General features: G+C 53.2%; 16 protein-coding genes and 3 pseudogenes. 6 read left to right on the top strand and 13 right to left on the bottom strand.

Annotation, left to right across the window (positions count from 1 at the left end):
• Positions 1–88: 88 nt before the first annotated feature.
• The 3 genes from ATJ93_RS22800 to ATJ93_RS22790 all read left to right on the top strand — a co-directional run bounded on the left by ATJ93_RS22800 (position 89) and on the right by ATJ93_RS22790 (position 1,621).
• The gene (locus ATJ93_RS22800) at positions 89–277 is read left to right on the top strand and encodes a hypothetical protein (protein WP_120246953.1); all 189 of its coding nucleotides are present in this window, start codon (positions 89–91) and stop codon (positions 275–277) included.
• 204 nt (positions 278–481) lie between these two features.
• Positions 482–1,186, top strand: a complete 705-nt coding sequence (locus tag ATJ93_RS22795) for a phosphoadenosine phosphosulfate reductase family protein (RefSeq protein ID WP_120246952.1) — start codon at positions 482–484, stop codon at positions 1,184–1,186.
• A gap of 60 nt (positions 1,187–1,246) precedes the next feature.
• Positions 1,247–1,621: a hypothetical protein gene (locus ATJ93_RS22790; protein ID WP_120246951.1), complete on the top strand. Its 375-nt coding sequence runs from the start codon at positions 1,247–1,249 to the stop codon at positions 1,619–1,621.
• A 309-nt stretch (positions 1,622–1,930) separates the two neighbouring features.
• Here the strand turns inward: ATJ93_RS22790 and ATJ93_RS22785 are convergent, their stop codons facing one another.
• A complete protein-coding gene (locus ATJ93_RS22785) occupies positions 1,931–3,274 on the bottom strand; it encodes an NAD(P)/FAD-dependent oxidoreductase (protein ID WP_120246950.1) in 1,344 nt (447 codons plus the stop codon).
• 186 nt (positions 3,275–3,460) lie between these two features.
• Positions 3,461–3,544 (bottom strand): annotated as a pseudogene (locus ATJ93_RS22780) (IS5/IS1182 family transposase); the annotation flags it as partial.
• A 91-nt stretch (positions 3,545–3,635) separates the two neighbouring features.
• Here ATJ93_RS22780 and ATJ93_RS22775 point away from each other — a divergent pair.
• Positions 3,636–4,610, top strand: a complete 975-nt coding sequence (locus tag ATJ93_RS22775; RefSeq protein ID WP_120246949.1) for a tyrosine-type recombinase/integrase — start codon at positions 3,636–3,638, stop codon at positions 4,608–4,610.
• Between the two features lie 28 nt (positions 4,611–4,638).
• Here the strand turns inward: ATJ93_RS22775 and ATJ93_RS24265 are convergent.
• Both ATJ93_RS24265 and ATJ93_RS22765 read right to left on the bottom strand, forming a co-directional pair.
• A pseudogene (locus ATJ93_RS24265) lies at positions 4,639–4,910 on the bottom strand (hypothetical protein); the annotation flags it as partial.
• The gene (locus ATJ93_RS22765) at positions 4,901–5,155 is read right to left on the bottom strand and encodes a HalOD1 output domain-containing protein (RefSeq protein ID WP_120246948.1); all 255 of its coding nucleotides are present in this window, start codon (positions 5,153–5,155) and stop codon (positions 4,901–4,903) included. The gene ATJ93_RS22765 and the pseudogene ATJ93_RS24265, both read right to left, overlap by 10 nt.
• A gap of 120 nt (positions 5,156–5,275) precedes the next feature.
• On the opposite strand from ATJ93_RS22765, the gene ATJ93_RS22760 reads away from it, so the two are divergent.
• The gene (locus ATJ93_RS22760; RefSeq protein WP_120246947.1) at positions 5,276–5,536 is read left to right on the top strand and encodes a MarR family transcriptional regulator; all 261 of its coding nucleotides are present in this window, start codon (positions 5,276–5,278) and stop codon (positions 5,534–5,536) included.
• A gap of 16 nt (positions 5,537–5,552) precedes the next feature.
• Here ATJ93_RS22760 and ATJ93_RS24260 read toward each other — a convergent pair.
• A pseudogene (locus ATJ93_RS24260) lies at positions 5,553–5,779 on the bottom strand (hypothetical protein); the annotation flags it as partial.
• 29 nt (positions 5,780–5,808) lie between these two features.
• On the bottom strand, positions 5,809–7,218 hold the full coding sequence (locus ATJ93_RS22750) for a lamin tail domain-containing protein (protein WP_120246946.1): 1,410 nt from the start codon (positions 7,216–7,218) through the stop codon (positions 5,809–5,811).
• A gap of 467 nt (positions 7,219–7,685) precedes the next feature.
• Between ATJ93_RS22750 and ATJ93_RS22745 the strand changes: the two genes are divergently transcribed.
• Positions 7,686–8,051: a hypothetical protein gene (locus ATJ93_RS22745; protein ID WP_120246945.1), complete on the top strand. Its 366-nt coding sequence runs from the start codon at positions 7,686–7,688 to the stop codon at positions 8,049–8,051.
• Between the two features lie 713 nt (positions 8,052–8,764).
• Here ATJ93_RS22745 and ATJ93_RS24410 read toward each other — a convergent pair.
• The 7 genes from ATJ93_RS24410 to ATJ93_RS22725 all read right to left on the bottom strand — a co-directional run bounded on the left by ATJ93_RS24410 (position 8,765) and on the right by ATJ93_RS22725 (position 11,954).
• Entirely contained in the window at positions 8,765–8,893 is a 129-nt protein-coding gene (locus ATJ93_RS24410) for a hypothetical protein (RefSeq protein WP_281271593.1), read from the bottom strand.
• Between the two features lie 598 nt (positions 8,894–9,491).
• Complete coding sequence (locus ATJ93_RS22740) at positions 9,492–9,977, bottom strand: hypothetical protein (protein ID WP_120246944.1); 486 nt, start codon at positions 9,975–9,977, stop codon at positions 9,492–9,494.
• Positions 9,978–10,236: 259 nt separating this feature from the next.
• Complete coding sequence (locus tag ATJ93_RS22735; RefSeq protein WP_120246943.1) at positions 10,237–10,518, bottom strand: PadR family transcriptional regulator; 282 nt, start codon at positions 10,516–10,518, stop codon at positions 10,237–10,239.
• Between the two features lie 358 nt (positions 10,519–10,876).
• Positions 10,877–11,053, bottom strand: a complete 177-nt coding sequence (locus ATJ93_RS22730) for a hypothetical protein (protein WP_245977812.1) — start codon at positions 11,051–11,053, stop codon at positions 10,877–10,879.
• Positions 11,054–11,057: 4 nt separating this feature from the next.
• On the bottom strand, positions 11,058–11,210 hold the full coding sequence (locus ATJ93_RS24650; protein ID WP_394338806.1) for a zinc-ribbon domain-containing protein: 153 nt from the start codon (positions 11,208–11,210) through the stop codon (positions 11,058–11,060).
• Positions 11,211–11,217: 7 nt separating this feature from the next.
• On the bottom strand, positions 11,218–11,370 hold the full coding sequence (locus ATJ93_RS23865; protein WP_170155641.1) for a DUF7837 family putative zinc-binding protein: 153 nt from the start codon (positions 11,368–11,370) through the stop codon (positions 11,218–11,220).
• 290 nt (positions 11,371–11,660) lie between these two features.
• Entirely contained in the window at positions 11,661–11,954 is a 294-nt protein-coding gene (locus tag ATJ93_RS22725) for a PadR family transcriptional regulator (RefSeq protein ID WP_120246942.1), read from the bottom strand.
• Positions 11,955–12,151 lie beyond the last annotated feature (197 nt).

Raw genomic sequence — 12,151 nt, 5'->3', positions numbered from 1 at the left:
GCTGTTCTACGGCGCGTCGGCGGTATCAACGATGCGCCAGCGTTTCTCAGTGGCGTCCAGTGTCGCCACGTCCCCATCGTTGAGCCCTATGCTCGGCGTCATCGTCGGCCCGATTGCCGAGATCGGGTTCGTGCGGGGCCGGCTGCTCACGGGCCAGGAACCAATGAGCTTCGCGACCAACAGCAGCATCTCCATCGTGCTGATCGCATTCATCGTCCTCTTCTGGCCATCACGGTCTACAAATGGGGTGGCGATCCTCCTCACCAATGCCGAATGATCGGCAGCCGTCTCATCGTCTACATTATGAGAGCCTCGAATACCTAAGATAGCAAGGGTGGAAGCTTTTACCGCGACTCTCGTTAGCAAATACGTAATCGTAGTGCGATGCCGACGATCGGCGCACAGCCTGACCGCACCAGTGCGGGTACGCGACCGCCGTGAGCCGCCTTCGACGCTACGAGATCCCTACTTCACCGACACTATGTCCCTGGAAATCGACTCCGCGACCCTCGACGAAAAGATAGATAGATCGCTCGATGTCCTCGAGGAGACCTGGGGCCGGTTCGACAATCCGATCTTCACCTGCAGTTTCGGGAAGGATTCGAACGTCGTACTCGATCTGCTAGACAGATCGACCGTCGACATTAAGGCCCGGACAGCGCTGGGCTTCTGCGACCACGGCAATCACTTCGAGGACACCCTGCGGGTAAAGGAGGACCTCGAGGACCGCTACGGCGTCACGTTCGATACGTACCGGCCCGACTCGAGCTACGAGGAACTCGTCGAAGAGCACGGCCCTCGTGTGAACCAGCGCAAGCCGGACCTCTGTTGCGAGACGCTCAAGTCAAAACCGATCGAGCGGATGGTCGACGGGCACGACGGCTGGATCACCGGGTACCGCATCACCGAAGGGCAGGATGACGAGGGGGAAGAGAGCTACGACTGGCGTAGCAACCTCGACTTCTTCGAGGAGAAAGAGGAGATCACTCACATCAACCCGATCGTCCACTGGACGGACCAAGACGTCTGGGAATACCACGACCGCCGCGAACTCCCGTACAACGAGATTTACGACCAAGGGTTCGACTGTACGGGCTGCAAGCAGTGCACGCTCGACGGCGAAGTCATCTTCGCTGTCGACAGCATGGAGGACGTCGGCCAGGGAGAGATTGACACGGATGACTGACGGTCCCACGCAGCAGCGAGTCTCATCGAGTGACCGACCTCACGACCTCGTACGAGTACGATGACGTCCAACTCACAGGATCCAGACAAGATAGCGGAGGTACTGCTCGACAAGCAAGACGGCGAGAAGATCGTGCTACATCTGGACGACGGTACGGAGTTACCGGTCTCCATTCGGCGGCCGCTTCACCTGCCGAGTTCGGTCGATGACGACGTCGACGGCGGCAGCCTGCGTTACGCCGTCGAGGCGGACGACGACGCGGTCAACCGCCTCGACCTGCCCGACCCCGAAGGACTGGTCGCGGCCGAGGAAGTCGCTGGCGGCTCTTGGAACCGATCGCGAGTCGAGTTCCGCGAGATCGAGCACAGCGAAGACGATACAAAAGAGTTCGGAGCCGTGGCGATGGCCCGCGAGATCGAAGCGGTCGACGTCTGACAGACTGGCCGGCAGACGGTCAATGCCGCGCCGCCACCAGCGTCCCGGAGATTATCTCACAGCCCCGTCGAGAAACGCGATGATTCACTCGAGGGAAGTGTTCGCCGGTTCACGAATCCGGCTTCTAGTACAACGGTAAGTGCTTTCGGGAGTTGAAGTGTTCAGTTTGCACCTGTAGCGAACGGCGAATTCACTGCTTTCGACGTGGAAGAAACGAAAGTGAAGTGTGCGAGATACAGGGTGTTGTCTTCCGCAGCCAGTTCGACGACCTCATAGCGTTCAGTTGAGCGTACCGATAGGGCGACCGAGCTACGGTTGTAGGACACGTCGTACGACACCAGGACGAAACAGGCTGGTGGCAGACTTCTCTAGTCTGAACACGCGATAGAACGCATCCATGAGTTCCCCATCCGCGTGGGCGCTCCGTATCAATCGGTTTATATACCAGTTGAGAAGATCAGTTCCTAGGGGTTTCGGTCCGGTTGTCATTGGAAATGCAAAATCTGCAACTACAGCTATCTGCCACGCTTGTTGGATCACGGCAGCGGTGCGGGAGAAGTACGTGAGGGCGAACTCATCAAGTCCGGTCTCCGCGAGTAGATGGTGTAACAAGAGTGCATCTAAAGAGCCAACCGACATCCCCTGTCCGTATACCGGATTGAAACTGGCGATTGCATCTCCCGTCACAACGAGCCCGTCAGGGAATTCCTCGAGTTCGTCGTACCGGCGTCGAATGCTCGACGGGAACGGATAGTGATGGATCTCGTCGGAGACCCAGTCACGTTCTCTCGGCAGCTGCCCAGCCTCATCCACCGGGATACTGTTTGCGAACTCGATGAACGCCGGACAGTCAGTCGGGGCGTCGTCACCGTGGATCCCCTGGAGGATAAACTCCCACTGACCGTCCTCAATCGGAATCGCAGCAACGCCCCGTTTTCTCGGCGGGGATGGAGGAACGAACAGTACTGTTCGGTTGTCCGACGGGCGATCAAGACGAATCGTACTATACGTCACGTTGATAGACACCTCTTCGACGTCCGGTGCTTCAAATCCGTTCTCGTCGAGCCAGTCAGGCGTTCGGCTGGTTCGGCCGGTTGCATCGACAACGAGAGCCGCGGAGAGCGTCTTTTTGTTCCCGGTTCCATCGCGGTACCGCACACCGGTCACCCCGTTTTCCGACGTGTAGAGATAATCGTAGAATCGACAGTTGTCGAGCAGTTCGACGTTTGGAAGCTCTCGCACGTGTTGGCGAACCACGTGTTCAAAGAGTGCCCTACTGGCACAGAGCATCGGGAGGTGGTTCGGCCCATCAGCAAAGAAACCGCCGTTCTCATAGTACTCCATCTCCGTTGCGGCATCAACCATCAAGCCGCCGCTGCGGATGACATCTTCACTGAAGCCGGGGAAGAAGTCCTCCAGTGTCGTTCGGCCAGCCTCTAACAGAACGTGAGGATGACTGGTCTGTGGCGCACCATCCCGAGTCGCAGGTACATCAGGTAACGGATCACGCTCAATGACAGCGACCTCGTCGAACACGTCAGAAACTACTTTCGCAGCAGCAAGACCAGCCATGCTTGCACCGAGGATTATCGCTCGTCCATCTATCTGTGCATTTCTCGATTGATCATATCGGTCTATGTCGGCTAGTACCATGCTGATCCCAGATTATTTGCATCAGTACTTAGAATTTCATTCACTCGTGCTGGATGTTTAATTACTGTGGGTGAAATGAGCCACATCCCAAAAGATTGGCTGTGCTACTCAAACAGGCTGAAATTGTGAGATATTCCTTGTCGCCGGTCAATACCGAGATGGACGTTGCGTTCCGTTTCACAACCTTGAGAATCGAGCTACTGCACGGCGAGCCAACACCATAGTACGTTCGACAAACTGGAGAAACTGGGATTTCGGGAGAGCATCCATCCTCCCTCACGCTACTCACTCGTTATGTTTCTCAGCAAGGCCGTTACAACTAACACGTACGCTATCTCTGCTCATAGCGTATACTCCCAGTATGCCTACCGCAGATTTCGAAAAGCAGGCGACTCGAACACTCGAGTACATTACTGAGTCGCCCACTATTGATGCAACCAATAAAAAACTCATTCAAGCGTTCTACCGCCATCTGCTTCTTTCAGGAATCAGTGCTGCTCGACGCCAGAAATTAATGGCCCATCTCAAGATCATCGCCGAACACACGGAAGCAACGCCGTTTCCCGATCTCGAAAAAGAAGATATCGAAGAACTTGTCGCATGGATCTACACACGTAATATAACTGAGTCAACGATAACAGATTACAAACAGGTGATTAAGCAGTTTTGGACCTGGATGCATGACGGTGAAGAACCACCAGAGACAGCATGGATTCAAAAGCATCGCCAAACGCACCCTCGATTACTCCCACAAAATCTACTGACGCCACACGATGTTGAAGCCCTGATCGAGTCTGCTACCAATGAACGTGATCGTGCATTCATCGCTCTTCTCTGGGAAACTGGCGCTCGAATCGGGGAATTGATCGATTTACGTGTGGATGATATTGAGAACAGTGGCGAACAAAAATACGTTATCGTAGATGGAAAAACGGGTTCCCGACGGCTGCTGCTGGTTGAATCAGCATCGTATCTCGAGCAGTGGTTAACTGTACACCCAAACCCAGTCACGACCGCCTTCTTATGGTGCAAAGTCGATATGAATCAGGGAACTCCAAATGAACAAATCAGTTACCAGTATATTCGGCTCAAAATCCTCGCTCGTACTCAGGACCGGGCGAAGATCGAGAAACCAGTGAACCCACATCACTTCCGACATAGCCGAGCAACGTACTTGGCAAATTTCCTTACTGAAGCACAATTATGCGAGTGGTTTGGTTGGGTAAGAGGATCTCGAGTTCCGGGGAGATACGTCCATCTGTCGGGCCGAGACATCGATAGAGCGTATCGAACGACACTCGAGAATCAGCATTACCATCAACTCGGTTCTACTTGAACCTATAGGAGGTGACTGAGATCCGGAAGGAGACAGCGTCGTTCTCGCCGTCATCGAGCGGGAACTCGGTGTCGAGGTCAACCGTCCATGTCTCAAATGTCTCACTTCGCTCGAGCACGGTAGCTGCCCCGCGACCGTGCACGTCATCGTACGAGGTAATCTCCCGAACCGAAGTTCCTCGGTGACTATCGTTGGGATGACGACCTCGTACTGGACTAAACAGAGCGAAAGTGGATCAGGATCGCCACGAGATGGCTGAGAGGAGCCCCACCGGTGGTAGATACAGACGTCTACTCCGATGTGCTGGCAGAACCATCTTGTAGAACATCGACGCCGGTTGGCGTCACAGCAATTTGAACGCCGGCCACAGTGACACGAACTTCGATATCCGAATTTGAATCGGTGAGCAACTGTTCGAGCGCTTCAACATCGACGTAATCGTAGAGCCGGTACTCATCACGATCAAGGCCAGCTGCCTCGAGCGTCTCGACGAGTTCGACAACGAGATCAGTCGAGGACCCGTGTCCTGTCGGAGCGGAACTCATGGACTGCCTAACACTTCTGATTACAGGGTGTTAAGTGATTTGGAGTCAACTATAGCATCGTACCGACTCTATAGTTGACTTTCCGGGTGTAGGATGATCGCAGCGCAATCAGAGTTGAGTATGCGCTTTGACGCCGACTGGATGTCACGCGCTGACGATCGAATTCTCGAGCATCTATCCGAAGCTGGCCCCGATACACCGAAGAAAATGGCCGACAGTGACCGTGTTCGATTCTCGAGACAGCATATCAATGACCGCTGTAAAACGCTCGTCGAGTATGGGCTGCTCGTTCATCTCGGCAACGGCGTCTACGACATCACGCGAAACGGCGAACAGTATCTCGCTGGCGAACTCGATGCTCGTGATCTCGAGGCCAAGTAACGTCAGCCGTCACCAGGACTAAGTCCTCGATGAACCGGAAGCCGTCCACGAACTCCACCGAGTCACCGTAGCCCTCACTCGTGAGCACTGTTTCGGTCCCTCGCCGGCTGCGATATCCGTCCTGTAAATGTATACCCCAGTCGCGGCCCCTGTGCTGAAGTGCTGGGCATCCAGGGCTGTAAGCATGGTATCCGCTCCCTTGATCTCGTCCGCGGGCCGGTCGTCGGCAAAACACAGAAGGCGAGGAGATAGAGTATATTGATGACTTAGGATTAGTATTCCCGGTTGATGACCGTCTCGCCGTCAGCGTTCGTCACGATAATGGTATCACCACTATTGTTCCATATTGCGCTCCCGGAGCCCCAATATAGCTCTGTGTCGGTATCTGATCCACTCCCGCTGTAGATAATCACAGATTCGCCTGCATCGAGTGTGAACCCAGATGGGATGTGGTACGTGTGGTCCGCATCATCAGATATTGTCCAGCCAGTCATATCCACAGACGAGCTTCCCTCGTTCGTTAATTCGATGTATTCTTCATTTAGGTTCTCGTGGTCGTTGCCATTTGCATCAGCGTGGATAGTTGATACTACGATGTCACCGTTTTGACTGCCGCCGTCGTCAGATGGTGTGCTTGAGGAGTCGGAGTAATCCCAGACGCCTACATTGTTGTTTTGTGCTTCGGATTCTGCCGATTGGTGGGTTGAGCGCTGTGAGAATTGGCTATCATACATCCGTGCATATCCATTCTCGATGAGTCTGAGGTTGAACGATGTTGACGAAGACTCAGACTGATACGCATACACGAGTAGGCGGTCATACGTACCACGTCGGTCGGACTCCTCATCCACCTCGATGTATATCTCTTCGCTAGCAAGACGGTCTTCTGCATACTCGCTGGCTTCACCACCCCATTGCTCTAACCACTCTCGTCCGTCCGCGTTATCTGGGATACCTTCCCATTCTGTTGGGTCCGTGTTCCCAGCACTAGTCTCAGGTGTATCGACGCCCAGCAAACGGATTGTATCTGTGCTGCCATCAGGCATCCGCACGTCCATCGTGTCTCCATCTGTTACAGATAGAACTGTAACCGTCCACGAGGTCGTCTGGCCGCTATCTGTAGATGGATCAGAAGAGTCAGACGTAGAGTTGTCTGGATACTCACTCGTGGTATCATCTGAAGAGTCATCTGTGGGACCCTCAGAAGATGAATCCGAGCTATCTCTTGAGGATGTACCTGATGAATCGGCCGGTGACGACCCTGGTGAATCCGTTGATTCGTCTGTCGACGAGTCTGATGTAGAGTCAGGATTGCTAGATGCTGGTTCAGATGTAGAATCAGGAGAATCCGTCGAATTAGAAGGTGATGGTGGTGTATCCACTCCTGCTGTTTCCGGTGAATCGGCTGCCGGAAGTAGTGCCCCGCCAACAACAAATCCGACAATGAGGAGTCCGATGAATGCACCGCGCCCTAATGTACTAAGGTCAGGGCCACCAGCTGAATCAATAGCATCTGTGATGAGTGGGCGAGTTTTGGGAATTAGAAGTAGAGATGTGACGACAAGAATTGGCCCGCCAAGCAACCCTAATCCTCCTTCGAACATGCCGCCAAGACCTCCCAACAACATGAGGATGCCAAAACCATAGACACAGGTTTTCTTAAGTTTAGAATCCTCTGACATAGGATACACATATACCTGCTACATCTTTAGTTCTACTAACAAACAAGTGAATACGTGTGATCCTGTAGTACTGCAGCAGAATGGATCATATATGGACGCCGACTCGCCCGAAGACAAGCGGATGTCTACCGACGTTGACAATGCAGTAATGGCTCAGAACGACGAGGTTGAAGGATAGCCGTGATGGCTATTGAGACCACCGACGGGATGGGCCGGTGGTTGTGGGTGCCCCCAACGATCGGAACGTTGGAACAGTGACGAGGAGGACCTGTCTTCGGGCCAAAGGACTGTCGGGCAGCGACAGATGTCCCCACTCCCCCTCGTCAGTTCACCAGTTGGTCAACGCTAGCTATAGGTATACTGGCCAAGATATTTGGTATGCTAAAACTCGAGCGCGTCAACACTCTCACGAGTCAATTAGAATCAGAGGAGACAAAAGCCAAACATGGAGAATTAAAACACCCTGTATGGTCAAACCCGAATATCAGGACCTTGTCCGGTTGATCCACGACCGCGCCGGCAATACATTTCGATCAGCATTCAGTTATACTGCCGATGACTGGCAAGCATTGTATCTCCGGGACGATATCGCGACAAAAGAACTCCATGACGTACTTCCACAGCTGATCGACCGTGCACGAACGATCGAACCAATTGTTCGTGAAGAGGAGTATCCAAAAATAGGCGCGGCCCAAGCATCAGTGGAACTGCACGAACATGGCGTTCTCATCCACTTTCGAGAAAGCAAGGACGAAGGCGTCGCTGTCTCACTCGAACGTGAGGCAGCACGGGAGTTGGCGACGTTTATCGACAGCTGCACGGAACTCTTGTGATGGATTCCGATAACCTATCTTGGTCACGATCACGGCGGCAAATGTAACGACGTTACCAGCTCAAACGAGTCAACAATGCTGGAACTATCCTGTGAAGTATAACCAGCTACGACCTATTGGTGAAGCACCGGTCGGAGGGATCGGTGCGCCGCTGTGGTGACCGGATTGTTGCGGAAGGGCAACGGAAACACGTATGTGTGTCTCCGTTGGCTGGCGAGGGAATGTTAATCATGAACGCACGTAGGCAACGACAGTCCCCCATCCCTCGCCGATTGTCACTCATGAGCACATCCAGATAAGTCTGGTGGTGCATTTCTCCCAATCTAATAACTATTAGGGCTGCTACTTGGTGATCTCGAGTTCAATGATGGACCTCGGATCGAGGATTGGCAAGTTACGATCACTCATCCTCACACCAGTGGCCTACTGATCGTTCTGTTTCGAGTGGAATGATGATAAGGGGATGTCTCCATCCGGGGGCCGAATGGTGGTAGGTGGTGTGTCGATCGTGGGATGAACTCCCCGATCATCTGCGGCGAGGTCCCTGTCGTTGGTCTGGGCCTCCTACCGAGATCCAGTAGGTAGTCCCCCTCGCCACATCCGTATTTGATTCCAATTTAGAATAAATCTGGTGGCTGGAATACCTGCTAACGCCGGAGCTCATTGAATAGGCTATTGATTGCGTCCTTCGAGTCAACATCGTGCTCGAGGAGTCAGTCGGCCGCCAGCTGCCAGGCTCGTTTGGCGAGTTCGGGATCGACCTGTTCGTAGTGGACTGAGAAATCGGTCAGCGCGACGGTGACGAGGAGATCGTCGCGACGATCGTAATTGCTCGAGGGCATCGCCAACGTTGGGCCCGGATTCGTACTTACATTCTCGAGGGAGGGCTCAAAAGCTGCCTCGAAGCGGAGTCCAATCTCGAGGAGCCTTCACAGCATGACTGATCATATCTGGCGACGCTGGTCTCCAGAGCGTCGCAGGCTGCAGTGTCAGACTCGATACAAAAATCTAGTCCATCACTTCACTTGCGAGGATGGTGTGATATACCCTCTGTAGTTGACCACCGACCCCCTGTAGCCGGTCGTCTTCCCACCTAAATAGGACTGAAAGGAGCTAGCGGATTCGAGGAACCCTCACCGACGAAAGGATCGCAACCTGTGAGGAGCGGGGTTCGAAAGGCGAAAAGCGCTTTCGTCATCACGAGAGCTTCGCTCTCTCGAACGACAGCGAGGCGCGGAACTCGAGTGCGCTAGGGACTTTCTCCTTCTCGAACGCGCACGAAGTCAACCAGAAGGGGATCGATCACCATACAGAAACGAGGCTCTGTTGAAACCTTTAGCCGGTAATATATGGTGTGTGCTGAATACAGGGTGCGAATGTCCCACAAGATCAGGTCCGATTTGTGAAAGTGGAGATCGCTCGGTACAGACCATAAGTCTATCACTCAAGTTTTTCGAATTCCCACTTCCCATCTACGTCCTGTATAGAAATATGAGAATCCCTGTATGAGGCGGTGACTCGGTCGTGGACTTGCACACGGTTGAAATCGTCTCGACTCGTGTCTGCGTTTCGACACCCCTCATCACTTCCTGAGGGACTGCATACGCCGATGACGTAACGTACTTCGTCATACGCTCGTTGTATCGCTTCATCGAGCGATTCAGAGACAACTGGCTCATGTGGTGTCTCAAAGTGGTCGCTCCACTCTTCATCAAGCCAGTCCACCTGTGGTTTCTCTGCTCCTGCTGGTTCGCTCAGCGAAACCCTGAGTAGGCTTTTCGAGTGTCGCTTGTTCTCTTCACTGTACTCGACCTCTATTGACTTGAGTTGAACATATCCCACCTGTTGACCAAGCGAGGAGCATCCTGCGATGGCACCAATCCCAGCGGTGCCAAGAAGGGAGAGAGCGGTTCGACGAGACGGCATATAGAATGATTTTCTGACGTTCTGGTATATACTTTCTCCGACACGAGATCGATACACTCGCACGTGTAGTGAGTGGCTGGTTCACTGCTTTCGGCGTGAAACAAACGAAGTCGTCGTGCTGCGCTCATCCTCTGTATTCAGCACGGGTTCTGTAACTTATCACCGACTGAAGGCTTCAACAAGGCCAGAAACTAGATTCTCACCTGGCGAACTCGAGTCAGCCGTCCAGTCGGTAGCGCTTCTGACTCGAGAGAGTATCTCACAGCCGCTCGTCGAGATAGCTCGATTCCCACTCAAGACGGTTCGCAATGGCCTGTTCGCCCTCGTCTGTAATAGTATAGTAATTCGTTCGCCTATCGAGCTGGCCTTTGTCGACGAGTCCCTTGTTGACGAGAGTATCGAGGTTCGGATACAACCGCCCGTGATTGATCTCGCTACTATAGTACTGTTCCATCTCTTCCTTAATGTCCTGTCCGGATGGTCGGTCAGCACCAGCGATTACGTACAGCGCGTCACGTAGGAACCCAGTGAGGTCGTCCATATTATAGGTAGTTTAGATGCCATCGTGTTTGTTATCTTGGTTATAAAGGGCTGTAAGCCCCCATAACTGGCGTCATCCCGAATTAGACGCAGGTTTTAACCAACAAAGGGCAGAGATGTGAGGCTCTGTTGGTTAAGAAAATAGCTCGATGTTTCGACGTTCACGACTGACACGTGATTTCCTACTCTCGATAGGCCTAGAGGAACCTCACGGTCTGGAAATCAATGCAGAACTCGAGAACGACTCCGAAAACAAGATCGACCACGACTGACTCCATCCGAAAATACATCGCTGGCCATTCAGGAACGTCACGTTTCCGAGTGATCGTATTGGTTGTACCGATACTTTCCTGTCCGCATCACCCAGTACCGGTTGTCAAACTCAAGAATATCGTCGTTACTGACTCCTCTGCGAGGAGTCCCTGGATACCGGTATCGGCGATGCTGTGATCCGCTGCCAAGTCCTCAATATCGTCGACAGTGCTTCCAGGATTCTCCGCTACAATCTCCAATATTTGCTCGTAGTGTTCTGGCATGAGGTCAGGGAATCTGATGCTGGACGATCGCGTCTGCGCCGCATACAGGACAGGTTTCGGTATCGCTGTCGACGGTGGTGCCGCAGTGCCGGCACTCATACACCACTTCATTCCGGCTCACCAGATCCAGTAGCCAGTTCACACCTACAAACAGCATAGGGTAGTCACTCCGGGGTCACGACGTCGCGGCATTCGGGGCACTCAGCGTATACTGTCGGTCCGGTCACTGTCTCGTACTCGAGGATCACGTCGCTGGATGTGATCTCGGCGTGGCAGAACGGACAGGTACCGAGCGATGGCGAATTTGTCGTGGACATACGTTGAAGCTACTGGTGTGAGGGGAAGAGCGTGTGACTGCGACAGGGTGGTAGTGTAGTTCCCCCTCTACCGTTGGTTTGTCCGCGGTGCTGTATATAAGCGATCCAACCACAGTGAAACTGAAACTACTGGACCTCGTCCGTTGTCAGTTCCAGCAACAGGCTGTCCAGCCGATAACGGCACCCCATCGAAACCGTTGTGATACTATTAACCAACAGAAGACGAAGACTCGAGCGGTTGTTGGTTAAGACGATACCCCTCTACTCCTACTTCCGCAACTGACACGTGACTATTCCGCTGCTGAGAGCAGTTCGCCAACGTACTGCTCTTCCCACTCTCGACGGGCCTCGAGTTCACGCTGGCCACGAGCGGTGATGGTGTAGTAGTTTGTCCGCTGATCGAGTTCTCCCTTCTCGACGAGGCCTTTGTCGACGACAGTATCGAGATTAGGGTAGAGTCGGCCGTGATGGATTTCTTTCTCGTAGTACTCCTCGAGTTCGTCTTTGATTGCGAGTCCATGTGGTTCGTCCTGACCGGCGATCACGTACAATAGATCTCGCTGGAAAGCTGTAAGATCGTACATACGACTATCGTCAAATTCGTAGTATATTAATTCCCACCTATATTTGACGGGAAAGCGCCTCCTTATTTCGGAACAGACACAGATTTGATGGGAGTTCACTCTAAAGAATAGATATGACCTCAGAAGAGTTGTCCTATCGCCCTGATGAGATGGGCCGAAAACTGGATCGACTTCCAAAAACGGAAGAACCCTACCGA

It is taken from the genome of Halopiger aswanensis (assembly GCF_003610195.1).
GTDB classification, from domain to species: Archaea; Halobacteriota; Halobacteria; order Halobacteriales; family Natrialbaceae; genus Halopiger; species Halopiger aswanensis.
Note: the sequence above shows the minus strand (reverse complement) of the source record. Positions and strands in the feature narration are given on the sequence as shown.